Source organism: Bacteroides sp. (genome assembly GCF_052357945.1).
Classification (GTDB): Bacteria; Bacteroidota; Bacteroidia; order Bacteroidales; family Bacteroidaceae; genus Bacteroides.
In genome coordinates this window covers 1-24,842 of the sequence record NZ_DAWCXD010000073.1, presented here as the reverse complement: position 1 = coordinate 24,842, position 24,842 = coordinate 1, and the positions used below count along the sequence as shown (strand labels likewise).

Sequence of the window (24,842 nt, the reverse complement as noted above, 5' to 3'; positions counted from 1 at the left end):
ATACGAGATAGTAGAACTCTTGCTGGAGAATGATGAATCGCCGTGGAAGCAGTCGAATTGGGGAGAATAACAATAAGAACCTTAAAAAGCATGATAACAATATGAGCAACGATTTTTGGATATCCGTTACGATAGCTGCTGTCGTGGGCGGTTTTTGGCTTTTCAAGAAAGGGAAAAGCGCATTTTTATTTATCAGGAAAATACGCAGATCTTTCAAAGGCGTATGCCTAAACCCAAAATCGAAATTGAACGATGAGCAATGCAAGAGGATTGCTGTTGGAGCCATGTATGCCTCTCAACAAGGGGCTTATCAGAACTCGGTAGAAACCGGCATTTCCGATATGCTGCCCAAGATACTCGGAGAATGGTGGGGTATTGAAACTACGGAAGCTGCCCATAAAGAATTGAACTACCTTTGTGGAAAAGGATATCGGTATTATTTTCCTTTTGTCTATCAAGCATTTTTGTTGGACAAACCTGAAGAACAAGATGAAATCTTTCAGCAGAATATGACTTCTCAAGAAGATTATGACAAAATTGTTATGCAGTTTCAAAACTTGCAGGAAACCTATGAGGAACTGCTTGCCTGCAAAGTGATTGCACAAAAGGAAGATTTGAAACGTTACGGTGTTGCCGGTTGGGATGCAGGACGCATCTGCTTCCTTGCCCGTGCTTGCTGTGAAATGAGCTATATTTCCGAAGCGGATGCTTGGAAATATATAGACATCGCATACGATATGGTACATTCCGAGTTCTCTTCATGGGGAGACATGGCTATGAGCTATGTTATCGGACGTTCCTTATGGGGCGGCAAGGGCGCATACAATTCTGTGATGAAAAGTACTGCCGATGAATTGTTGACACATGAAAACAGCCCGTGGAGAAAATACGCTTGGTAAGCGACTTCTTTACACATCCACTTTAGTGAGAAACCGCCTTTTGGCAGATGCTACATTTTCAGAAGTGTCCGTATGAAATGCGGTTTCTTTATTCTTATCAAGATATAAGGACATTAATGATAGAATATATAGTGATGAATATGGGCTAACGCTTCTGACATACACCTGCAAATTGTCTAACGTGAAGTTAGCCCGTATCTTGCTGGAGTATGGTATTAACGTAAATGGTTGTCAAAGTCCATACAACACCTACAAAGTATATCCGATTATGGAAGCCATTACCAATCATAACATAGAACTGGTGCAGTTGCTTTTAGAGTATCATGCAGACCTTGATATAAAGGATAGTGACGGCAGCACCCCTCTTGCTTTGGCTAAGGAAACAGGTGCAAAAGAGATTGAAAATTTACTTTTGCAATGGGTGAAACAAAAAATAATGCTAACAACGCAGGATAACGGACAAGCCGTTCCCTGCTAACTATTAGTTGCAATATGAGAATGATAATAATACTTTATATTTTATTCTTGCTTTCACCTTATACTTTCGCACAAAGCTATAAGGCAATTATTCAAACAGAGATTAATGCAATAAACAAAATGCCTTTGTGGATTGCATACCTTGTTCCTTTGGATAGTTTTGGGGAAGTGATAAATAATGAATATATGGAATTTAATCAAATTCATTCGTACAAAATTTTAGATGATGGTCAAATAAATAATGTTAATGTATTGTTCACTATGTATTTCGATAGAAATAACAAAATAAGAAAAGTATTTAAGCGATGGGCTGACGGGGGTGCATTGCATAGTATTGCATATTATAATTCTAATGGGCGATTGATATATGGAGTATATAATAAAGGCGATGAAACTCACGGAAAGCTGTATGCTGACACTTCGGGTTTTCACATCAAGCATTTTCCTAAAGAGAATGAATGTAAAGACTGTTTTGAAGCATACTTATTCTTATCTACAAAATGTATAGAAACACAATATAATATTATAATGTTACAGAGACCTAAAAATGCCAAAAGGACGAACTTTACGCCACAAGTTGGAGATAGTGCTATACTATGCAGCACCCATATTTATTCTTTACCTAATGGAGAAAAAACTGCCAAAGGTGAAGATGGAATAACTGTCCAATTTGGTATGCCTGTGATCATAAGTGCATTAACAAATGGCTGGTGCAGAGTAAATTCTATTTTTAATGCTCCTATTGGTTATATACCTATTCAAAACATTGAAATCATTAAGTAAATATAGTAAGCAACTAATAAGATCGATATAACAGCTTAACGCTGTTCCTCACCAATCCATTATAAACAATTTGAGATTAACATTATGAACTGGTATATCTATTGGTATTTTACAATCAAGTATTTCTTCTGGGGATTACTTGGATATGGTAGAGCCGGAAATTACATTGGCTTTCTGTTTTTCTATCTCCCATTTATTGCATTGATAATGGCACTGATAGCACCATTCCATTTTGTTAATGATAACAAGATTTTTATCTATCTCTCTTGTTCTATATTATTTATATTCATAAATGAAATCGTATTTTGGGATGAAACAAAAAGATACCGAAGGTGGAACAACCATTACAGGAACAATAACAACATTAGGAAAAGTTGGTTTTTTGTTGCTATCTCTATAATAGGCACAGTAAGTTGGTTTTTCCTCCCGCTTCTACTTAAAGACTATTATATCAATAGATAAATTGAGTTTGTAACAAAGCGTGATAACGCTTAAACAGCATTCCCCGCTTAGCCATTAGCTATAAAATGAACAAAGAATATGAGACAGAAAAACTATATAATCAAATTGTTGCTGAAAACATGGTTGGGTATATTATGCTTTAGTTTGTTATGTACCTTTTGTACCGTATGGTTATTGTTTCAAAGCACAAAACAGTCATCATGTGATAATATAAACATTACTTATAAAGGGATATTATTAACTTGGGCAATAATTGGAGTAATAATGTTTTCAGCTGGGACAATCACATTGTTTCTGAACTACTTTCCGATAATCAGATATAATAATATATATTGCTTTTTGTCTTTTTTTCTTGTACCCATGTTGCTTATTTTATGGTGTGGTACAGAAACACTCTGTTTATGGACTGTTGCAATACCATTTATAGTCTGTTTATCTGGTGCATATGTATTGTTCCGAAACAAAATAAAGAATACAGCTAACAACGCAGGATAACGGACAAGCCGTTCCCTGCTGAACCATTAACGATAATAAATTCAGCAATTATGAATACGGAAGAGCTTTATATTTGGCGATATGGGATAGATAAACTGCCTAAAGGATTATTGGAGTATGGCAAATCTGATGTTTGTGATATCTATGATGAAAGTAAAAGGCAGAAGTTTCAGAATCTCGGGCAATGGATGTGGCAAAATAATGACGGATGGCGCGAGAATTTACCTCCCGTCTTATACCTTGTATGCAACAAGAAACCGGGAATCCTGCAATTTGATTTTCTTGATAAAAGCAGTATAGAACTCAAAATCATATCGGAAGAGTTTTTGTCTTTACTTCAAGAAAATGGGTTCGTTGATAAATATGATATTGCAACCGTCAAGGTAGTAAACAAGAAAAACGAAACTCTAACGGATAAGAAATACTATGCTTTACGTATAAATCATTTTGACAATGATTCTTTCCACTTCGGAGAAGGCATAACCTATCAAAGTGATATAGATAAAAAAATAGGAATTAGTTTTACGATATATCCTGACATGAAACTGAAAGACAATTCAATCATACAGAATTTCTTCGTTTTAGATAGCGTAGAATATAGAGATGGTATAATATTCCGAGAAAGAGTTTTGGATAAGGTGTTGAATTTGTATAAACCTGAAATTTACAAATTATCAGACTACTCCAAACTATGGATAGATGAAGACTTTTATCCATATGGGAATGAATTTATGATTGTGAAATAAAATCGTTAACAAGGTCGAGATAACAGCTGAACGCTGTTCCTCACCAAACCATTATCAACAAAAGCAAAATGTCATGTTTGATTATAAAGAAATAGAGCGAACGGTCAATGATAATCATCTTCCATTTCAGAAAATAGGAGATGTCGATAAAGAGATTTTAATACAAAGGTTATATGACACATTTGTAATCGGGAATCCTCGTGCGTTATGGCTGAGTTTTAAATATGTGCCATATAGTATAGATTGTAATATGGAAGACCCTTATTTTTGTCTATTAGATGTAATTGATAAAAATATCGTTCTCTATTTCTTTATTGATTATTGGAACAAGGATTTCATCATCTATAAAGCAAGAATGTCTGATATACATAGATTTATCGGAGACTGTGAGGGGCTTGATGAATATTATTTGGTAACAGAAGATTTTATGGAACTATATAGTATAACAGACCATGATGATTTGCTTTATATTGATGTGAGAAAAAATGAAATGAGAGTTGATAACAAAGCGTGATAACGCTTACAGCGTTCCCCGCTTAGCCATTAATAACAATAGTGCGAAACATGAAAATTATAAAAATAATATTGTATTACTTACTATTGGCAAGTACGCTTTATGCAGGTGTCGGTATTATAAGCCCCTTATACGGAACAGGGTGGCATTTTTCACTTGCATTTATGTATTGGGCTGTCTTTTCAGTGCTATTTATCGGAAGCGATTTGTGGCTACATCATAAAATATCACGCCTAATCGCCTTATCTATATTGGCACTTGCCTACCTAATGAGTTTTGAATATTATTTGTTTTGTGATGAATATAGATTCGTGGTTCATCAAGGTTCAAGCGGAAAGATTTTTTTAGCAGACATAGGCAAATTTCATGAGTATTGGTTTTATCAAGGTTTACTGGTTGCCTATCTGCTTTTGACAATTGGAGTTTCGCATCTATTGAGAAGAAAAAATTATTAACAAATCGGGATAACGCTTAACAGCGTTCCCCGCTTAGCCATTATGAACAGTAGCAATATATGATACATAGAATATTAGGATATTTATGGTGTAAGACGGAATACTTAACCCGACATTCAGATACAAGTATGTATTCTTGGCATGTTCCAAGTGTGTTAAGTACCGTAATTATATTTTACGGAGTAGATATAGCTTTGATTTATTGGGCAGCTACAAGTGTTAATCCGGGACCACTTTTTCTGCTTGCCTTTCCCCTTATATGGATTATTTTGTATGTCTATTATCATTATAAACGACGGTATTTGAAAATTCGAGAGGACGAATCGTATGAGAAATATTCCAATATATGGGCTATTCTATTTTTAATATTGCCGTTTGTTATTCTAATCATATTCATATTGCTGTTTATGGCAGATAAATTTTATATGCCATATTAAAATAAGTTCATAACAAGGTCGAGATAACAGCTTAATGCTGTTCCTCACCAAAACATTATCAGTAATTAAATAGTGTAACATTATGAATATATATGAAATTGGACAAGACTTTGATAATTACAAGTTCTTTGTATTCAAGGAAGAAGATAAATCAAATAAAGATGTTTGGGATTATAATGGTCAATCACTTGTTAATGAGTGGAAAGGGCTTAGCTTAGAATTCTTTAAAGATAAAAGAAAAAAGAAAGACAAACGAAGTGAGGACTTTGGTGCTTCTTGTTATTTTTCTGGTTGTCTGATAGTAAATAAAAGAACATCTTTATTGCTCGCTGAAAAGCTGAAAGGACAAATAGAAGTTTTACCTGTCAATGTAGACGGTAATACTTCAAACTATTATTTTATAAATGTATTGAATACAGTCGATGCCTTAAATATAGAGTCCAAGAGCAATGAAGAAATTTTGAAGATGATGAGAGATAATAATGGTATTTTCAATAAAGGAAATATCGGTTCATATATCATATTTCGGGATAGTCTGTTTAATAACAATTATTATTGCACAGATGAATTTGTAGATTTTGTGAAGCAAAATTCAATCACAGGATTAAAATTTACATGTGCAGGTATCGTAAAATAAATCACTGATAACAAGCCAAGTTAGCTGCTAAACGCAGCTCCTTGTCAAGCCATTATCAACAAAAACGGAATTTTAATCATGAAAGCGAAACTGAAAATAATAAAAGATTGGGAGTTTGGCGGAATTGAATTGTCTGGCACTTCTTTCAAATATAGTCCACTTGGCGGCAAAGGGATGATAGCTCGTAGCGAAGAGGAATTAGTATTCTCTGTTTATCATTCACAGCAAAAGTCGAAAGGAGTGCTATGGATAAAAGGAGATATTTCCCGATTTATCCCCAGTCCAAAACCCCAAGAAGTGCAAGACATTTGGCAAGACCCCGTACTTTTATCTTGCAACAACGGAATATTATTTCTTTGTGGAGCCAGCAAAACTCTTTGGTGGTTATCTGAAATAAATGGTGATTGGACTTCTATTTCTATGGATAACTGGTGTAACGGAGGCATACCTATGCCAATAGCTGTTACTGGAGAGCATGATGTATTTCCTATTGTATGTAGAGTGGATAGGGTTTTGGAAGCAACAAACAGTTTCACAACTTTGACTGTCAATTTTGCAACAAAGACTGCCCGTTGGTCTGACATTGGTTCTTGTGTGTATAGCAAAGCTGGAACTCGGCAAGCACATCTTGATTCGGTGACAAAAGCGAATGGAGATTTCTCCAAAGCAGTTTTCAATTATAACTATCCTCTGATAGGTTCTATGCAAGAACAGACTGGACATTTATATGCTTTTTTGGAAAGTAGCACAACTAATCCAGTAGGTTTGGCTGGAATGGGATATTATTGGTATATAGAGTTGGAGTTTAACGGCTTGTTTAAAAATAAATTGTGGGGTAAAGACAATTTAAGCCGTTTGCCCGGAAAACATGGGATGCGAGGTAAATTCTCTGGGGATAGAACTTGGCTAATTTTATCTTCCATTTTCAAAACAGATGAGTGGAAAGGCAAGCAAAAACTATTGCGCCTTTCTGATTGTACTTTGGTTGACCTCGTTATGCCTCGTGGATATAGTGCTTTCCGAGTGTTAGATGTTTGGAATAACCGGGCATTTATCTGTAATGAAGATACCAAGCTGGCTCTTTGTGAAATAATATGGGAGTAAGTAATTATAAATGTTGATAACAAGCCAAGTTAGCTGCTGAACGCAGCTCCTTGTCAAGCCATTAATAACAATTTAAAGATGAACATAAAAAACAAGATATACCATACAGTCTATTTTCTCCTATTCGGAATAATAGTAGGTATTTTAAGGTGGTCTATATGTATAGTAGATACAAATGGAACAATGGATTTCACCCCATTTTTACAAGCGTTCTTGTTGATAGTCGCATTGTTATTGTTTGTAATCTTGGATATTATTTTGCATAAAGTAGCCTTGAGAGCGATTTCGATAACCATTCTATTGTGTTTCAATATATGGTCTTATACCTACTATTTCAAAATAGAAGAATTGCAAGAATATTGGAGTGGACTTAAATATTCACCTTATGACGCATATCTTCCACCCAATATTGATGATTTCATTTTTGTATGGTTGGCAAGCCAGATTCTTGTTTTTTATTTGTTCTTGACAATAGGCATTTCATATCTATTGAAAAGAAAAAAGTTATTAACGAAGCAGGATAACGGCAAGCCGTTCCCCGCTTAACCATTATAAACAATATGTATCACATTGCAAACATAGTATTAATTGTTCTTGCCATTTTCGTGGTAATGGGTTGCTCTTGTAGTAAAACTCTGTGTGAACGTAACATACAAGATGATATACTCAATATTGATAAATTCCGTAAACAAAGCAAGAAAGAGTACCGCTATATAGAAGAAGATGCGGAAAGATTGTTTGCAAATTCGGCAACGGTTTATCCCGATACATTATACCGCCAACAATATACTTCATTGCAAGGTTATTTCTATGGAGAAACCGGATTTGACTTATATTGTATATGGTATGCACAGTTTAATGCCAATAATAGGAAACACTATCGTTGTGAACGTAAGACGTTAAACAAAATATTCTATTGTGTAAATGATATGTTGAGATGTATTGCCGGGGGCGGAACTGGCTTTGCACATGAAACATACCGCATACCAGCATACACAGAGTATTACATCTATAAATATCAGAATATGGAAGCCAATAAACAGTGCCAAGATAATGACATAAGCCAAACAATTTCAAATTTATGGCAGATAATGGCTACATATAATAACGAAGATATGCCCTTTGAAATATTGGCTTATAAAATGAAATACATATATGAAAATGTGGAATATATAAAATCATTACTTACTGCTGAAATATATAATTATTGCCTGCAAGAATATATGTGCAGACTAATAAACGAAAATGTAAGTGAGCAAGAACAATTAAGTTTATAACAACGAAAGATAGCATCTAACGATGCTCCTTTCTAACCATTAATGGCAATTAAGTATGATAGATTATTTATTTTTCAAATTTTATAGGCTATGGAAATACAGTTCTTATTCCGAAATAGCGGTTTATGCAGCTTTGTTAATTCTCGCTGTATTTCTGAATTGTAATATTCACACAATATGGGGAGTATTGGAACAATATAAAATATTGCCTTATCCAACGCGAACAATGTATAATGTGTCTTTAGGGCTGATATTCATTCTTTTATGTATTCGTTTCTGCTGGAAAAGAAGGTATAAAGCTGTCATAGAGAAGTTTAATGAAAAGCCTAATAAGAATAATCTATTGATACTTATATTATACATTTTCCTTTCGTTGTTTCTCTTTGTTTTAGAGGCTTTTTATAGTAAAGGGAAAATATAAATATACCATTAACAACGCAGGATAACGGCAAGCCGTTCCCTGCTGAACCATTATGAACAATGGCTGAAAATAGCTTAATTCGTTAAAATAGAGTTCATCATGCTAATAGAACAATTTTCATATTTCACTTTTAGTTGTTTTCAATGCTCGTTAGAGGACATTGTAAAAACTTTAAGTGCTGATTTCTTAGAGAATGGTAAACGAAAGTTATCGTTTAGACCACTCGTGTTTGATTTGTATGATAATAGTCCCCTAAAAGGTGGGGCACATTTTGAAAAAGCATATTTCTTTGCGCCTGCAACAAATAGAAATATCTGCGTTATGTATTCCAACTACTCGGACGGTTGGAATACTTTGGCTCGTTGCTTATCTTCAAAATTACAATGTGATTGTTACAATTTTAAAATCACTAATATAGATAGTTCTGATAGCATGAACTCTTTTCAATTCATACAAAATGGAATAGATGTTAGGACTGTATATGCTATGAAAGACCCTAAATGGATTTTTTATGAAAATGGTATTGTCCAGTGGTTTGAAGATGAAAGCTACTATAAGCGTAGGCTTATCAAAAATAGAGTGAATAAAGACATCCTACTATCGTATTGTACAAAACTGGGATTTGCAATAACAGAAGCTAAGTTTTGGGAAAGTAAGGATGCTATTTTATTTGAACGAATACAATAAGCTATTTTTCAAATCCAAATTGAGTTTATAACAAGGTCGAGTTAACAGCTAAACGCTGTTCCTCACCAAACCATTATCAGTAATTAAATAGTGTAATATTATGAATATATATAAAATTGAACAAGACTTTGATAATTACAAGTTCTTTGTATTCAAGGAAGATGATGAATTACATAAAGACCGTTTAAATTTCAAAGGTCAAACTCTTATCAATAGGTGGAAAGGGTTTAGTTTAGAACTGTTCAGAGATAAAAGGAAAAAGAAAGACAAACGAAGTGAGGACTTTGATGCATCTTGTTATTTTTCTGGTTGCCTGATAGTAAACGAAAGAACTTCTTTATTGCTCGCTGAAAAGCTGAAAGGACAAATAGAAGCTTTACCTGTTAATGTTGGCGGTAACACTTCAGACTATTATTTTATAAATGTTCTAAATACGGTAAAAGCCATAAATACAGATTCTAAGAGCAATGAAGAAATCTTAAAGATGATGAGAGATAATAACTGTGATTTTATTCTTGAAAATATAGGTTCATATATCATATTTCGGGATAGCCTATTTTATAGCAGTTATTATTGTACAGATGAATTTGTAGATTTCGTGAAGCAAAATTCAATCACTGGATTAAAATTTACGTGTGCAGGTATTGCTGAATAAATCACTGATAACAAAGTCGAGATAACAGCTGAACGCTGTTCCTCACCAAACCATTAGCAACAATCAAAAATAGAAACAACATGAAAAGAGCCTTTGTATATAAAGATGAGAAATCCCACAAATTTTGGTGGATAGATTATAGTGATTGTAGTTTTGCTGTAAATTACGGCAAATACGGTAGCATAGGAAAATTTGAAGTAAAGGAATTTGATACACAAGAAGACTGTCAAAAGGAAGCCGAAAAGTTAATCCGCTCAAAAATGAAAAAAGGCTATATAGAAGACGGGAACTTTGATTTTATGAAGCGATTATATATTGACAGCGATGAATTTGGGCTTAATCCCAAAACATCACATCCAAGGTTTTCCGAACATTTCAGTGATGAAATATATTATTCAGAAGGTGATGAAGAAACTCCATTCGGAAGTGATGAAGGACATGATACGTTGATTTGCATATTTGAAGCCATTAGGAAAAATCCAAATCTTGACTTTTCCAACTTTCCACAGAAGTTGATAGAACAAGACTGGGATATGGAGTATGTTCCTATCACTACTCTCGATGCCGACGAAGTTAAAAAAATGGCAGCAGATAAGGAAATGGATATGATTCAAAGTGATATGGTTACCTATGCTACCGCTTTTGCGCAAATAAAAATAACCGGCTCTATTTCATTTGAGTTAAAAGAACGTGGAATTAAAGCTATTAAAAGATTAGCTTTGATTGAGGGTATGCCTTGGAATGAAAATGAAATCCAAAGCAAGATGATAGAAGATCTCCAATCATTTAGCTTTATTTTTTGAACGTATGTTGCTAACAAGCACCTGTGCCACCTAACGGCGGCAAGCTGCAAACCATTATGAACAATAAAACAATAGTAATATGAGTTGGATAAGAAAAATATTGGGACTTGCTCGACCAGAGAGAATAACAATGGAATTGATTGAGCGATTGCCAGCGCACAAGCTTCGTCGGAAATATATAGACGGAGAACTGGCTGCCGACATGGAGAGCCAAGAGTTTGACAACATAATGTGTGCGGTGGAGCTTCATGCAGAAGTAATCAACGGCGGTTTCAACCAATATTACTACAATTCCGATGGTGAACGTGCGGAACGTGCAGAGAACACTTTTGTCAAACTCGGTGCAATGCAGATTGCGAATGTCGTAAAACGAGCCAACAAGCAATATGCCACCAATCGTGATGAATTACATTCTATTTGGGATGGAACAATGAAGAGTTTCTTTTATGGTTATAAGGAGAAAATATTCAATGCTTTCGATGATGAGTATTATGCCTTGATGAAGAATGACAAACAACTATATACACTGATAGGAACATATATTAAACAACATCCTGCGGATTTTCTAACAAAATAGGTTCATAACAAGGTCGAGATAACAGCTAAACGCTGTTCCTCACCAAGCCATTACCAACAAATAGCGTACATATATGAATGATGTAACAAAAGTAAGAATAGTATATGAATGTAGCATAATAGGTATTGTTTTGCTGACATTCTTAAAAGGCATGTTCCCTTACATGGGAGCATGGTGGCGAGTAGCCCTTATTGCTTCACTTGTAGGATTTTGGTTTTCATTGTCTTACCTGAAACGGCATAATTATAAATGGGGGTTCAATTACATAGGAAACCATTTATATATTAACCTCTTATTGAAAGTACAGAAGTGGTTTCAGAACGCTACAATCATAGCCTTATTGATACCTGTATTCTTAAAAGACCTCTTGTATAATCAATATTGCTTTGTAGCATATATATTGCTTGTAGGCATGTTCTTAGGCGTGAAGCTGGCTACTTACACAGTAGAGTACGCTATATACAAAAGTAAATTCATTGGTAACAAGGAAAGATAACCCCTGAACGGTGTTCCTTTCCAAACCATTAGCTGTAATTATATGAAATGAAAATCTATGAGAATAAAATATTGAGAATACTTGGATTTATTTTTATTTGGATTTATGTATTCGGTGTGGGCATTTGCTTTGCTGCAAAATGGTATGCTATTGGAATATCAGGAGCTATCTTATTGGTTGTTTGGTTGAATTCCGGACTTATTGGTGATACTATTTATAAATATAGAGTAAAACAGGCTACAAAACAAATAAAAAGGCATGGAATACAATTATTTGTTGATTTAAACCAATGTAAAGTCACTACACAGAAATGGTATACCAAGAAATCAAGGATGCAAGAGCCTATCTTTCGGATATTCCATACATGGGAAATCCAATTTTGGAATGGTGTCAGTGGCTATTTATTCCCTGACATTTATCATAGTGAACAAATTGTGTCCACTACAATATGCACCGTAACGTACACAACCAAATACAATGGAAAGACAAAAACATTTCGCAGTGATGCAATCTTGAAGGAAAAAGTTTCATTGGAAATGCTATTGCAACACTATGGAATGACAACGATTTACATAAATCCGAAGAATGACAATCAATATTATTTTGATTTGGATTTTCTAAAATAGATACAGCTAACAACGCAGGATAACGGCAAGCCGTTCCTTGCTGAACCATTAATATTAAATCTGTTATGAGTTGGTATAAGTATTGGTATTACACAATTTTCTTTATTTATGATTCCTTTGGTAAAGACAGAGAACAGAATAAAGCATTTTCTGTTGTGTGTTTTAGTTTTATCATATATATGGTATATAGCTTATTGGGAGCTTATACAAATATGATGTTTGAAAATCCAATTCTAAAGTATATTGCGCATCCTTGTTCACATTTCATCTTTATAATAATGATTTATTGCCTTAATGGATTCTTGTTTTGGCCGGAAAAGAAAGCAAGGATAGGAAGAAGCATTTATCGGGAAAAGAATGAGAAAAAGAAGAATGTGATTTGTATCATGCTAACATTAGTAATTTTTGTAATATACTTTATTTGTGCGTTTTCTTACAAAGGAAAATTTATGTATATACCAAATTGAAACATCCAACAAAACAATATTAACAAGGAAAGCTAACCCCTAAACGGTGTTCCTTTCCAACCCATTATAAACAATAGTGCAAAATATGAAACAGAAAATATACCATATCATTATCTTTTTACTCTTTTGGTTTTGTGGAGTAGCCTATTCACAAAATCCCAAAGCGGATATTTTACAGCAAGACCTTTCGGGCTTGTTTGACAATTTAAGTATGATTGGCATATTAGGAGAAGATTGTAGCCGAATTGATATTCATATTACCGAAGTTCGGAAAATGGATAGTAGAGAATATGAGATAAAGGGTATCAGTCGTACTCGATTATCCGTAATCTGTTCGTTTAGGGGAAAGGTTTGTATAGATAGCATTTCTTCCTGTTCTCAAATGATAAAAAGTGAATATACGGAATTGGACGGTTTCATATACGGGCATTACTCGTTTGCGGAATACGGAGATAAACAATATAGCGGTACATTCTCCGGTTCTTTCAAGCAGGGGTATCGGATGAGCGGACAACAAATAGAGAAAGGATGGAATGAAATGGCAGAACTGAAATTGAACTTATCTGAATATCGGGGTAAGTGGAAATCCGCAAAGGGACTGACAAAAATCTGTTCTTGGGCAGATGAGATTATACCCGATACTCCTGCAAACTTCTGCCTGTTTAATGATGCAGGCGAATGGATTGTATCATCGAAATATCGTAAGAATGGTTGGGAAAATCTATATAATGCCTATCACAATGAGAATCTGACAACGGACGAGATACAAAAGGCTCGTGGGGTGGAAGAACAGGAATGGTGGATAATTAAAAGCCAATCATGTAAAATAAATTGAGTTTATAACGAAGCGTGATAACGCCTTACAGCGTTCCCCGCTATCCCATTATCAATAAATTAAACAATAGGAGAATAAAATTATGTCAAGATTAGGTGTTTTATATGCTTTGAAAGAAGATGAGCTGAACAAACTTCGTTCCTTGCCACAGGATGAATGGTATGATTATATGTTAGAGGGAATAGAGGAAACCTTATTGGAAACGCTTCGTGGTTGCGAGTTAGATAAAGCATGGGAAGGTATCCAATATTGTCTTGGTGGAGGTAAATGGAATGAGGAAAATTCTATTCCGACAAACATTGTGTTTGGTGGAGAATTTTTAGTTGAAACAGAAGATGAAATCATGACTCTGAAGAATCATTCTGAGGTAAAACAAATAGTTGCCTATTTACGTCAAAATAATCTGCAAGAAATTATACGAAAGAATTTCCCTCTGATAGATGAACAAGAATATTCATTACCTAAAAATGATGATACTTTGAACTACCTTTTAGGTTGGAGTGGAGATATTCAATCGTTTTATGAGAATGCTCAAAAAGAAAGTTGTTCAGTCATCTTTACGGTAGATTTGTAATAAATGTAAAAATGTTTATAACAAACACTTGTTCCGCCTAACGCCGACAAGCTGTAAACCATTAATAATTAAATAGTATAACATTAGCAACAAATAAAAATAATGGGATTTTTCAAAAAACTGGTAGATATTTTGTTTGGAACACAAAAAGAATATGCAGTAAAAGATTTGGGTATCTTTCACTCTAAGGTATGTGATTGGTGGCAGAATGAGCACTACAATTGGTGGAGCACAATCCAATTGCCACTATATTCGACGGAAACTGTGATTTGGATTGAAGGAGATGCTCAAGCTCCTTTGTCACAGCATATTTTGGATTTACAGGTATTGTTGAAGAATTGGGAATCAGTGATTGCCAAAGTAGAAAATTTATTACCCACTGAAAGCCGATTGGCACATAAAGAAGAAATATATACTTCGTGGCAGAATAGATTTTATCCGGAAGCAATAGAATCATCCGTCAAATACAACAATAGCTGGAAAATCACATTCACCACTGATGATTTGGATTATAGTTTCAGTATTATTTGGAAAAATAATACTGTGAGAGATTTAACCTTATATTAAAACAAGCATATATTGATGATGTTTCCACTTGTTCTGTAAAATGGGAATTAACAAAAATGTGATTTCTTTATTTAATATGATGCTAACATGCACCTTTTCTGCCTAACGGTAGCAAGCTGCAAGCCATTAACACCAATTCATAATGAAAGCCCAGCTGAAATACCCAATATTTTCATTCTCTCCCCGAAACAACGTGGTATATGTTTGTTGGGAAGAGAATACATATAATACGACCAGTATAGCATGGTTCAAACGAAACAAACGTGAAAAGAACATTGTAGTAGATGCTTCGGGTATGATGTACATAATAAAAACAGCCCATTTCATCCGATGGAAAGGCATACGTGGATTTATCGGTATGCAGTGTGGTATTATTGAAATAGAGAATGAATATGAGGAAAATCCCGTCCGCATTACTTTACGGACATTGCAGGAGATTGTCGTTAAACGATACCAGAAATCACAAGAATACCGTTCCGGGCTTTGGGAAAATGCAGATGAATTCACGCAGGCCGTATTCGGATGCAAGAGTTTTGAGGAATTGGCAGAGGTGTTCAGATGTCGCCCCTCTAAAAATATTTTATTGAAGATTTGGCGGGGGTATTGAAAGATGAAAACGAAATTAAAATACCCGATATTCAGTTTTGCCCCCAAAGGCAACATGATATACGTGTTTCGCAAGGAAGAACTGTACACAACGACCAATACCGAGTTGTTGAAGAAGCGGAAGAACTACATTGTTGTGGACTTTGAAGAATATTTCCTGCGGGCAGGTTTCGTCATGCTTGTCGCCATGTTCCTTTATCACGTGGTATGGCGGCTAATCCAAAAGGCTTAGCTATGGATTGTAGGATAGAAGATTGAGTATATGAGGACAAGAGAATATTCGACAGATGAGCTGTTGCTAATCGCCAATAACGTGACGGGCGAATATACCGACAAGCAGGTGCGGCAGGCAAAGCTGGAACTGTACAACCGAGGCGTGGACGACAAGGTGATCGCCGACATCATGGAAGAGAAGGAGGAAGCCTTCATGCGACGGCTGGATGCCGCCGTACGTGCGGAGAAAGCCCGCATGGACAAACAGAACGAGAAGAACAGGAATGTCAGTTACCAATGGTGGGAAATGCTCGTCATATTTATGTTTGCACCGTTCTATCTGTGCAGGCGGTACTATCTGCCCGGCGACTTCTTCCCCAAACTGAAACAGCTGAAAGCGGAAAAGTATGATTTGAAATTCAGGCAACGGATCATCTGTCTGCTTGCCGGAGATATGGTCTGGATTTTCATCTACTGGGTGTATTATTCCTTTGTAAAGAATTAGAGAGCGAGGTGGGATTTTTAATTCCACTTCCAGACACGGAAGCATTTCCGGCGAAAAACGGAAGCGGTTACCGGTCTATGGCGGTTATCTTTGCAGGATTTCATACATTACCGATTTATCCATTAAAAACGCATTATCATGGAAACGAAGTTTATCGAACAGCTGGTGATGACCGTACCGGAGTCACTGAGAGAAACAACCCTTGCCCTCCAAGCGGAAGTGGAGGAACTGCTGAAGGCGAAAAGCACGAAAAAATTCCTTGTGCTGGAACCCTATTCCCGGAACACGGAACTGTGCCGCCATGTCCTGCGGCGTATGGAAGAGCTGCCGGAACTGCCTTCCGTGTCGTGCAAAGAGTACCGGGCATTGCTGATGCTGCTCTCCCTCTCCAAAGAGGTGGAGATACAGAACGACCTGCTGCACCATTTCGTCGAGCCTTACCGGAAAGCGTACCGCACGCCGGAGATGCTCTATCTGTGCGAGGTGCTGTACCATACCGGCACTCCACAACCCCTGTACAACATGTGTAATGAGGTATGCGACTATTTCTTCGTGGAACGGCGCAAACAGATCAGCCGTCAGTCCACACCGCTTACCGAGCTGGACTTCCAGTTTGCCGAGAAACGGCTGAAGCCCCTGTATGCCGCCGTGTTCCGGATGAAGGTGAACCGCTACAGCTACCGGACGCACAGCGTGGAGGAACTCGCCGGAATGTTCTGCATGAGCGTTTCGACCTTCCGTGACAAGCTCCGCAAGATCTACCACCGCCCGGCCAACAGATGGCTCCAGGAACAACGCATCGGACAGATACGGCGGGACTTGAAATATTACTATGACCGTCCGCTAATGGAAATAGCCGAGAAGAACGGATTCGCATCGGCCAACCGTTTCTGGGAGTTCTGTACGGAACAGATGAAGCAAAGTCCGAGCGAGCTGCACAAGGATCTGTACGATGAGCTGTGCAAGGAACGCCGTAAGTTCTATCTGGGTGAATAGACACCGGCACTTTCGGCGAAAAGCGGAACAGGCATGTCGGGCAAAGCGCTTACATTGAAGCCATTTTCATACTTAAACGAAAAAACATTATGAAACTATTCAATGTTACCCCTTATCTCCTGTTGCTGGGACAAGAGAACAGCAACGAGGAAACACTGTCGAAAGCCAATGCCGAGTTCGTAAAGGAAGTGTACGAGCTGCAACGTGCGGAGAGCGACATCACCATTGTCCTTTTCCAACTGCAATACCTGAGTTGCAGGCTGGTCATCCTGCGCGAGCATTACCGCACGGCACAGAAGGAACATCTGATCTGCTACTCCTATATCATCGGCACTCTGACCTATCTGGAAGGGATGCAAGCCCACTGCAAGTTCGCCTATGAGATACATCCGGCCGGTACGGTGGAAACATCCGCACCGGCGGTAACCCCTCCGGTCATCTGGACATCGGAAGTGATAAACCTGATAGAGCTTCTGTACGCCTGCCACGAGCTGAAGCTGTTCAACAGCGGTGATGTCACGCTGAAACGTGTGGTGGAATACGTGTGCGGGCTGCTGGGACTGGACGTGAAAAGCGCATCGAGCTACTACGCACGGATACGCAGGCGAAAGGCGGACGAACGTACTTATTTCATTGACCGCCTGCGTGAAGTGCTGCTCAAACGGATGGAAGAAGATGACGAGAAACATTACCATAGAAGGTAATCCGATTCCCGGAACGGATAGAATCCCCTGCAAGCCATAGCCGTTTACAGGGGATTTTCCGTTCGGCGCATCGTCATTTGTTCAGTTCCAGGAGGTGCTTGAGGGCGGGATCGCTGGCGATGCGCTCCAGCTCGTCGGCCACGATCCGTTTGACATCCTCCTTGATCCGGTTGTAGTTTTCCTGTACCATTTCCTTCATGTGATCCACTCCGTCATCGTCCACGAAGCCGGTGATAACGGGTATCTTCTGATATGCCTTCTCCTCTTCGGCTATTTTCCCGGCATCGACGACAATCTCGCAGTGGAAGATTTTCTGCTCAATCCTCTCCCCGAAATTGTCGGCTACGGAGCCGACGAACATCCCCTGTGTCAGCCCGCTGATCTTGCTGGGTGGAATGAGGCTGTCCATTTGGGTGGATATGGAGGTGGAAACGTCCTGCCGGTTGATGGAGATGGAGTGGCGTTTCTGAAGTATCTTGCCGAACCTCTCGCTGAGGGTTTTGGCCGTTTCCCCCGTAACCTGCCCGGAGAAGATATTGCCGACGGTGTTGATGATCACCTTCGCCTCCTTGTCGGTATAGTCACGGATAAGCTGGCTGAAATCCTGAAAGCCGAGCAGCACGGCGACCTTGTTGCTGCGTGCGGTTGCTATCAGGTTGTCCAGTCCCTTGATGAAAATGGTGGGCAGCTCGTCGATGATGATGGAGCTTTTCAGCCTGCCCTTCTTATTGACAATCTTTACAATGCGGCTGTTGTACAGTCCGAGCGCAGCACCGTATATCGCCTGCCGGTCGGGATTGTTGCCTATGCAGAGGATTTTCGGCTCGTCGGGATTGTTGATGTCCAAAGAGAACTCGTCGGCGGACATCACCCAGTAGAGTGCCGGCGAGATCATACGGGACAGGGGTATCTTCGCACTGGCGATCTGCCCCATGAGCTGGTCGGCGGCTCCCGCCAGCCACGCATCGAGGAAAGGACTGAGGTAGTTCTCCAGTTCGGGATAGGAGGACATGATGGGAAAGATCTGCTCGTAAGGCTTATTGAGGAACTCGACGGCATGGGGGAAGGTGCAATACCTGCCGTCCTTGTACACCCGCAGAAACCAGATGATGGCGGCAAATAGAATGGTGGGCGACTCGACGAAGAAATCGCCCTGCTTCGCCGCCCACGACCGGTTGAGATTGAGCATGATGCTGTACGAACTCTCGTAAGCATCGGAAATGTCGGTCATGAACTTCGGGTTGAGGGGATTGCAGCGGTGGCTGCGTGAGGGATCGTCGAAGTTTATGACATAGAACTTCGGCGGCACTTTGTACCCCTCCAAATGGTTGATCAGGTGATTGTAAGCAATGGTGGAGAGGTCGGGAAACTTGAAATCGTAGATATAGGCGGCATAGCCTTTCTCTATCTGCTGCTTGATGTAGGAGTTCACCACCGCAAAGGACTTTCCCGAACCGGGCGTTCCCAGTACGATGGAGGCACGGAAGGGGTTCACGACATTGATCCAGCCGTCGTTCCACTTCTTGCCATAATAGAACCGTGTCGGCAGATTTACAGAATATTCGTTTTCGATAAGCCTTGTTTCCTGCATGAAACTCTCGTTCTCGTTGTTGAACACATCGTCCATGAGGTTCTGTCTGAGCAGACGGGAGATCCATACACCGGCGGCGAGCAGGCAGAGGTAGCCGACGGCAAGAGTGAATATATAAAAGGCGGTGCGTGCCATTAACGGTACGGGCAGGCTGAGCAGCCACCAGTTGAAAAAGAAGAGGACGACACCTGTGAAAAGGGCTGTCCATATATGCACCCATTTGATTTTTTCCTCCTTTACACCCTTCGTGCCCAGACACGAGAGGGCAAGGAAGGTAACGGAGAAAAGCTTTGTCCAAAGGATGGAGCCGAACAACCCGGTCGTGCGCTGGAAGTTCAGCAGAATCCTGTCCACCACTCCGATACTGACGTTCCACTCCCGGATGGCCGGATAGCAGAACCAATAGATATTGACAACTACGAACAACACGCTGAGGGCACGCATAAAGTCCATGACTTTCGCCAGTCCCCTGAGATCATCTTCTTGTGACATAATACTGAATTTTAAAAAGTTTTCGTCTTGATAATTATGTAATACGGGGTCAGTCCTGACGCCCGTAACGTCGACGGCGTTTCTTCTTGTCGGGCTTCAGCAGCCTGGGATGCCGGGGGACATAGTTCAGCTCCGGCTCCATGCCGGAAAGCAACCCTCCCAAAATTTTTTCCCCGTTTCCGGAAACCGCAGCGGACGGAACGGGCGGCAGAAGTGGCGGCAGGGAATCTTGCGGCCGCTCCTGAAAGCGTCCGTTGAGCGTGTTTGCCGAAAACTCCTTGCCCAGACGTGAGCCGTTGAGCACGGTGCGGCTGCGGTGGTCTATAAAGGTAACGCCGTAAATCCTGCCGGTTCCGTTGCGGCGGAGAACCAAGTCTATCTGTTCCTTCGCCAGCCGGTCACGGAAATCCCGTTCGTCCACGGACCGGCGCAAAGCTTCGGCCACTAACGGCCGAAGCCGTTCACGGCACGGATCGGACTTGATTCTTGCGGCAGCTTCCCGCATCTTCCTATCCAACTGCTGTGCACCGGCCGTTCTGCCCAGCCGGGAGGACTTTATGGGAGTGGCCGCCGTTTCGCCGTTGCCGTCCAAAGCGGTATAGAGTATGCCGTGGTAGGTGCGTCCGCCAATTTCCCCCTTCACTTCTTCCACACCTATATTATACAGGGAAAGCAGGGCACGGAGTTCGCCCATTGTGCGGAAGCTGTAAAGCTTGAGCAGGGGTTTGAGGGTACAGGCGATCTGCCGTTTGATGTCCCCTTTGGCAACATCTACCGGCTTCAGCTGCCACTCTTCGCCTTTCTTCCGGCCTTCCGCCGGATGCAGTCCGTATTTCTGCTCCAGAAATTCGGTAATCTCCTTGCTGCGGCGGTATTCGAACTTGTCGGAAACCTTCCTTCCCTCACTGTCGACACGCAGGGAAACGATGTGGATATGATGCCGGCCGATGTCCTCGTGCTTGAAGACAAGATAGGGCTGGTTACCGTAACCGAGCCGCTGCATGTATTCCCTGCCGATTTCCGCCAGCTGCCCGTCGGTCAGCATGTCGTCGGGATGCGGATTGAGGGAGATGTGTATGACCGGCTTCTCGGTGCGGTAATGGTTCGGCATCCATTCGAGAAACTGCCGCACGGATTCATCCGGACGGAAACGCCCGTCTTCGGGATAACGAAGGAGATGTGCCGAAAGGACTTTCGCCCCGCCTTCATCGACCTTGTTCTGGTTGTAGGCCAGTGCGCCGTACAAGTTCTTACCCACGCTGATCCTGGCTACCATGTGAGGCGAGTTTTTGGGAAAGTTCGACAATCCGGCGGTTCAGCTCCACGAGTTCAAGGGTGAGCTTTTCAAGTCTGTAAAGCAGTGCCAACGCTTTCTTTTCGGTGAAATGGATGTGCAATTCCTTGACTGCCTGATTGTAATTCACTCCTATGGCACGGAACTGCCGGAACAGTTCCGTGAGCTTGGCCACATACTCCATTGTGGCACGGTCTGTCCGGATCACCCTGAACTCCTCGTTAAAGATCCGTGCGGCGATGAACTTGGATTTGGACAACAGGCCGGACTGCTCAAACATGGTGAGAAACCGTGCATGGCCGGCTTCGTCCAGATTGACGGTTTCACGGCGGACGGCCGGGTTCGACTTGGGCAACCTGCCCCCTTTTCCCCTTGTGCGGGGACGCTTTTTCTCGTTGTTCATATATACGTTTTTTATGTGGTACAATTCCACCGGGTGGCATTGCCGCCGTCTGTTTCTTCCCCACACAATTTGCGACTTCGGAGCAAATTGCAGCCCCCTGCAAGGGCAAGCGTTTTTTGCTGCAAAACGGAGTGGTGCTGCAAAAAACACAGCTTGCTATGTTCGGGCGAACATAAATCTTTCCTCTTTGGAGAGGAAAGAGCGCTTTCGGGGAAAGCGGGGATTGGCGACCGACGGAAGGCAAACTGCCCATTCCCCGGTTGGATGGCGCAAAGTTAGGAAGTGATATAATCAGTTGTATATCACCAATATTAGCCACATTATGCCAAATAGAAGCCACTTGTACACACGGGTGGAACAAGAGGATAAACGGGTGGCCGATGGTGGCTGAACCAACGGTTGAGGATGTGCCTGAATGGGATGCGTAATGACGGACTGAATGACCAACCGGTCAGATAACCAACCAGACGGTCAGCCGTTGCAACGTTGGTGCGGTCGGCTGGCTGACCAGCCAACCAAGCGGATAAAAGGCTGTCTGTCCGGCGGGATGATTAGGCAACCGACTATCTTCCTGTTTGTCCGACAGGCTATGCAGTCCGCCGGATTGTGTCATGTATGGTCAGACCGTCGGTCGGCCAATCAGACGGACAATACTTCGGTCAGTCAGCCATTCCACGTCAGGAGCCGGCCACTCGAACCCCGCCGTTCCCCAACCATGAATTTCCCTTCTTTTTCCTTCTTTATTTGCGGCGTTGATTCAAAAGTATCATTTGTAAACAAACTGCATCATGGAAAAAGAAACACTCTTTATCGCCTTTTCCACGCAAAAAGGCGGAGCGGGAAAAACAACGCTGACCGTGCTGGTGGCAAGTTACCTGCACTATGTGAAAGGGATGAATGTGGCGGTGGTGGATTGCGACTACCCGCAACACAGCATTGCCGAGATGAGAAAACGTGACCTGAAAACGGTCATGGAGGACGAGCATTACAAACTGATGGCGTACAGGCAACTGCAACGGATACGGAAGAAAGCCTATCCGATAGCGGAAAGTACGGCTGAGGATGCTGTCACAAAGGCGGACGAACTGCTGGAAAAGATGCCGGAAACGGACATCGTGTTCTTCGACCTGCCGGGCACGGTAAACAGTACGGGCGTGTTGAACACGCTGGCGAACATGGACTATGTCTTTTCCCCCATTGCCGCCGACAGGGTGGTGATGGAAAGCACACTCCGCTTTGCGAGCCGGCTGAATGACACGCTGATCGCTACGGGCAAGACGAATATCAAAGGGCTGTACCTTCTGTGGAACATGGTGGACGGCCGGGAGAAATCGGAACTGTACAAGGTGTACGAACAGGTGATCGGCGAGCTGGGACTGAAAGTGCTGAATACCTTCCTGCCGGACAGCAAACGGTTCCGCCGTGAGCTGACGGGGGAACATAAGGCATTGTTCCGTTCCACGCTGTTCCCTGCGGACGGCACGCTGGTCAAAGGCAGTAACCTGAAAGAGATTACGGAAGAACTGTTGTCCATTATCAGGAAGTAGGCTATGGGAAACGAACGGAAAAAGATAAATCTGACGGACATTGACGAGGACTCCATAGTCGCCTCGTTCAAGGAAGGCCGGCCGGCGGACGGGCAGGCGCAAGCAGCCGGGAACAAGGGACAGTCCGGTGAAGAGAGCGGATATGTCCGTCTGTTCATCCACGAGTCACCGGTCTGCGCACGGCTTGGCAAGACAATCTACCTTCGTAAGGAGTTCCATGAACGGATTCAGAGGATTGTCCAGACAATCGGAAACAACGAGATGTCCATTTTCAGCTATGTGGACAACGTGCTGGAACAGCACTTTGCCGCCTATCAGGACGAGATTACGAAGGAATACAGAAAACGAAGTACCGAACTGTTTTAAACCCCGGAAACCATGTCAGCAATCTTATTCTTACTTATCGGCAGCTATCTGTTGTGGATAGCCGCCTACTTCTGTTACGAGCGGAACAACCGAAGGAAGAGGGCGGAAAAAGCCGGGCAGATCCTTACCCGGATGGCGGTGGACGTGAGCGAGATTTTAGGCAAAAGCACATTTTCCCTTAGCCACTCCACGCCACAAACACCCGAAAAAATTGAAAACGAAAAATCTGTAAGTGAAGCAGATACTTTTGCACCGGAGAAAGAAAAATACCCGAAAACAGTTTCCGCCGAGGAACTGGACAAGCTGTTTGCAGAAGGGAGTCCGCTGCCGGAAGAACTGGAACTGATGGAAGATATGGATGTTCCGTTGGAGTTCCGGAAAGAACCGACGGATGACAATCCTCCGATAGACGATGACGAGCAGGACAAACGCCTGCCGGGATGCACGCCGCAAGCCACGGGCATCCGCTTCGAGGACATGGGACTGGCGGTGCGTGTGGCGGTCAGCGGTGAAGCGGCCAGTGAGGAGGAAAGGCTTCAGGCCGGAAAGACGCTGGCAGAACTTCGCAATACCCCGATGTTCGAACAGCTGGCCTCCGGCGATGCGGAACGTGAGGAACGGATCGGCTCGCTGATCGAGCTGCACCTTGCGGCGTACCGCAAGCGTAAACAGCCGGACTGTGAAGCGGCGGCAGAAACCATACCGGACACTTTCTCCATAAGTGATATTGTCTAACGAATAAAGTAAAGCGTACATGAAAGAAAGAGATTACGGATAGCTGCCGGTTCATTCTTACCAGTAGAAATCCAGACAAATTTAATTAACAACCGGATACGGCGGACTCTTCCCTCCGCCGTGTCCAATATTCAAAATCCGATAAATTTATGAACACGAAACAACTTGTATTCGTGGCGGTCATGCTAATCGCCACAGGCTCGCTCCATGCGCAGGGAAACGGCTCGGCCGGTATCGCAGAGGCGACGAAAATGGTAACAAGCTACTTTGATCCGGGAACGAAGCTGTGCTACGCAATCGGAGCCGTGATCGGCTTGGTCGGCGGGATTAAAGTGTACAATAAGTTCGTGCGACGTGAAGTTGCATCAGTGATTGTGTAACATTTAGATTACACCT

Annotated in this window: 30 protein-coding genes and 1 pseudogene; 28 read left to right on the top strand and 3 right to left on the bottom strand. The window is 41.3% G+C overall.

The window, feature by feature from the left end; translation table 11 throughout:
• Positions 1-101 precede the first annotated feature (101 nt).
• From ACT8YW_RS13875 to ACT8YW_RS13765, 23 genes are all read left to right on the top strand, one after another.
• Positions 102-899 (top strand): DUF1266 domain-containing protein, encoded by a 798-nt coding sequence (locus ACT8YW_RS13875; RefSeq protein ID WP_149965530.1) that lies wholly within the window; start codon positions 102-104, stop codon positions 897-899.
• Between the two features lie 181 nt (positions 900-1,080).
• Complete coding sequence (locus ACT8YW_RS13870; protein WP_444105625.1) at positions 1,081-1,377, top strand: ankyrin repeat domain-containing protein; 297 nt, start codon at positions 1,081-1,083, stop codon at positions 1,375-1,377.
• Positions 1,378-1,391: 14 nt separating this feature from the next.
• Complete coding sequence (locus ACT8YW_RS13865; RefSeq protein ID WP_444105623.1) at positions 1,392-2,159, top strand: hypothetical protein; 768 nt, start codon at positions 1,392-1,394, stop codon at positions 2,157-2,159.
• A 1,007-nt stretch (positions 2,160-3,166) separates the two neighbouring features.
• Entirely contained in the window at positions 3,167-3,862 is a 696-nt protein-coding gene (locus tag ACT8YW_RS13860) for an Imm43 family immunity protein (protein WP_444105621.1), read from the top strand.
• Positions 3,863-3,935: 73 nt separating this feature from the next.
• A complete protein-coding gene (locus tag ACT8YW_RS13855) occupies positions 3,936-4,376 on the top strand; it encodes a DUF6756 family protein (protein ID WP_149965532.1) in 441 nt (146 codons plus the stop codon).
• A 50-nt stretch (positions 4,377-4,426) separates the two neighbouring features.
• Positions 4,427-4,831, top strand: a complete 405-nt coding sequence (locus tag ACT8YW_RS13850) for a hypothetical protein (RefSeq protein ID WP_444105619.1) — start codon at positions 4,427-4,429, stop codon at positions 4,829-4,831.
• Between the two features lie 519 nt (positions 4,832-5,350).
• Positions 5,351-5,905, top strand: coding sequence for an imm11 family protein (locus tag ACT8YW_RS13845; RefSeq protein WP_444105617.1), 555 nt, complete (start codon positions 5,351-5,353; stop codon positions 5,903-5,905).
• A 78-nt stretch (positions 5,906-5,983) separates the two neighbouring features.
• On the top strand, positions 5,984-7,009 hold the full coding sequence (locus ACT8YW_RS13840; RefSeq protein ID WP_444105615.1) for a hypothetical protein: 1,026 nt from the start codon (positions 5,984-5,986) through the stop codon (positions 7,007-7,009).
• Positions 7,010-7,569: 560 nt separating this feature from the next.
• A complete protein-coding gene (locus tag ACT8YW_RS13835; RefSeq protein WP_220654519.1) occupies positions 7,570-8,286 on the top strand; it encodes a hypothetical protein in 717 nt (238 codons plus the stop codon).
• A 520-nt stretch (positions 8,287-8,806) separates the two neighbouring features.
• Entirely contained in the window at positions 8,807-9,394 is a 588-nt protein-coding gene (locus ACT8YW_RS13830; RefSeq protein ID WP_444105613.1) for a hypothetical protein, read from the top strand.
• Between the two features lie 100 nt (positions 9,395-9,494).
• Positions 9,495-10,049 (top strand): imm11 family protein, encoded by a 555-nt coding sequence (locus ACT8YW_RS13825; protein WP_070752028.1) that lies wholly within the window; start codon positions 9,495-9,497, stop codon positions 10,047-10,049.
• 80 nt (positions 10,050-10,129) lie between these two features.
• Complete coding sequence (locus ACT8YW_RS13820) at positions 10,130-10,852, top strand: WGR domain-containing protein (RefSeq protein WP_013619123.1); 723 nt, start codon at positions 10,130-10,132, stop codon at positions 10,850-10,852.
• A gap of 79 nt (positions 10,853-10,931) precedes the next feature.
• Positions 10,932-11,429, top strand: a complete 498-nt coding sequence (locus tag ACT8YW_RS13815; RefSeq protein ID WP_444105610.1) for a DMP19 family protein — start codon at positions 10,932-10,934, stop codon at positions 11,427-11,429.
• A 73-nt stretch (positions 11,430-11,502) separates the two neighbouring features.
• Positions 11,503-11,925: a hypothetical protein gene (locus tag ACT8YW_RS13810; RefSeq protein WP_444105608.1), complete on the top strand. Its 423-nt coding sequence runs from the start codon at positions 11,503-11,505 to the stop codon at positions 11,923-11,925.
• A 47-nt stretch (positions 11,926-11,972) separates the two neighbouring features.
• Entirely contained in the window at positions 11,973-12,551 is a 579-nt protein-coding gene (locus ACT8YW_RS13805) for a hypothetical protein (RefSeq protein WP_149965512.1), read from the top strand.
• 552 nt (positions 12,552-13,103) lie between these two features.
• A complete protein-coding gene (locus tag ACT8YW_RS13800; protein ID WP_149965513.1) occupies positions 13,104-13,853 on the top strand; it encodes a hypothetical protein in 750 nt (249 codons plus the stop codon).
• Between the two features lie 82 nt (positions 13,854-13,935).
• Complete coding sequence (locus ACT8YW_RS13795; protein ID WP_149965514.1) at positions 13,936-14,427, top strand: YfbM family protein; 492 nt, start codon at positions 13,936-13,938, stop codon at positions 14,425-14,427.
• Positions 14,428-14,529: 102 nt separating this feature from the next.
• Positions 14,530-14,994, top strand: coding sequence for a hypothetical protein (locus ACT8YW_RS13790; RefSeq protein ID WP_149965515.1), 465 nt, complete (start codon positions 14,530-14,532; stop codon positions 14,992-14,994).
• 142 nt (positions 14,995-15,136) lie between these two features.
• Positions 15,137-15,601, top strand: a complete 465-nt coding sequence (locus tag ACT8YW_RS13785) for a hypothetical protein (protein ID WP_444105605.1) — start codon at positions 15,137-15,139, stop codon at positions 15,599-15,601.
• A gap of 3 nt (positions 15,602-15,604) precedes the next feature.
• Complete coding sequence (locus tag ACT8YW_RS13780) at positions 15,605-15,832, top strand: hypothetical protein (RefSeq protein WP_444105603.1); 228 nt, start codon at positions 15,605-15,607, stop codon at positions 15,830-15,832.
• 30 nt (positions 15,833-15,862) lie between these two features.
• Positions 15,863-16,318 carry a transcription initiation factor IID gene (locus tag ACT8YW_RS13775; RefSeq protein ID WP_149965518.1) on the top strand — a complete coding sequence of 152 codons (456 nt, stop codon included), beginning with the start codon at positions 15,863-15,865 and terminating at the stop codon, positions 16,316-16,318.
• 138 nt (positions 16,319-16,456) lie between these two features.
• Positions 16,457-17,314 (top strand): helix-turn-helix transcriptional regulator, encoded by an 858-nt coding sequence (locus tag ACT8YW_RS13770; protein ID WP_021936902.1) that lies wholly within the window; start codon positions 16,457-16,459, stop codon positions 17,312-17,314.
• A gap of 89 nt (positions 17,315-17,403) precedes the next feature.
• Complete coding sequence (locus tag ACT8YW_RS13765) at positions 17,404-18,018, top strand: RteC domain-containing protein (protein WP_444105601.1); 615 nt, start codon at positions 17,404-17,406, stop codon at positions 18,016-18,018.
• Between the two features lie 73 nt (positions 18,019-18,091).
• Here the strand turns inward: ACT8YW_RS13765 and mobC are convergent, their stop codons facing one another.
• The 3 genes from mobC to mobA are packed head-to-tail and all read right to left on the bottom strand — an operon-like array spanning position 18,092 to position 21,798.
• On the bottom strand, positions 18,092-20,104 hold the full coding sequence (gene mobC, locus ACT8YW_RS13760) for a conjugal transfer protein MobC (protein WP_444105628.1): 2,013 nt from the start codon (positions 20,102-20,104) through the stop codon (positions 18,092-18,094).
• A gap of 46 nt (positions 20,105-20,150) precedes the next feature.
• On the bottom strand, positions 20,151-21,377 hold the full coding sequence (gene mobB / locus ACT8YW_RS13755; RefSeq protein WP_149965521.1) for a conjugal transfer protein MobB: 1,227 nt from the start codon (positions 21,375-21,377) through the stop codon (positions 20,151-20,153).
• Entirely contained in the window at positions 21,352-21,798 is a 447-nt protein-coding gene (gene mobA / locus ACT8YW_RS13750; RefSeq protein WP_005643552.1) for a conjugal transfer protein MobA, read from the bottom strand. The genes mobB and mobA overlap by 26 nt, the downstream gene beginning before the upstream one ends.
• A gap of 439 nt (positions 21,799-22,237) precedes the next feature.
• Here mobA and ACT8YW_RS13745 point away from each other — a divergent pair, with 439 nt between their 5' ends.
• The 5 genes and pseudogenes from ACT8YW_RS13745 to ACT8YW_RS13725 all read left to right on the top strand — a co-directional run.
• Positions 22,238-22,756: a hypothetical protein gene (locus ACT8YW_RS13745; protein WP_444105598.1), complete on the top strand. Its 519-nt coding sequence runs from the start codon at positions 22,238-22,240 to the stop codon at positions 22,754-22,756.
• On the top strand, positions 22,650-23,345 hold the full coding sequence (locus ACT8YW_RS13740; RefSeq protein ID WP_234064434.1) for a ParA family protein: 696 nt from the start codon (positions 22,650-22,652) through the stop codon (positions 23,343-23,345). Before ACT8YW_RS13745 ends, ACT8YW_RS13740 begins: the two co-directional genes overlap by 107 nt.
• Before the next feature lie 3 nt (positions 23,346-23,348).
• Positions 23,349-23,711 (top strand): DUF3408 domain-containing protein, encoded by a 363-nt coding sequence (locus ACT8YW_RS13735; RefSeq protein WP_005643546.1) that lies wholly within the window; start codon positions 23,349-23,351, stop codon positions 23,709-23,711.
• 12 nt (positions 23,712-23,723) lie between these two features.
• Positions 23,724-24,446: a conjugal transfer protein gene (locus ACT8YW_RS13730; protein WP_444105596.1), complete on the top strand. Its 723-nt coding sequence runs from the start codon at positions 23,724-23,726 to the stop codon at positions 24,444-24,446.
• Between the two features lie 149 nt (positions 24,447-24,595).
• Positions 24,596-24,793: pseudogene (locus ACT8YW_RS13725) on the top strand (DUF4134 family protein); the annotation flags it as partial.
• Between the last annotated feature and the right edge of the window lie 49 nt (positions 24,794-24,842).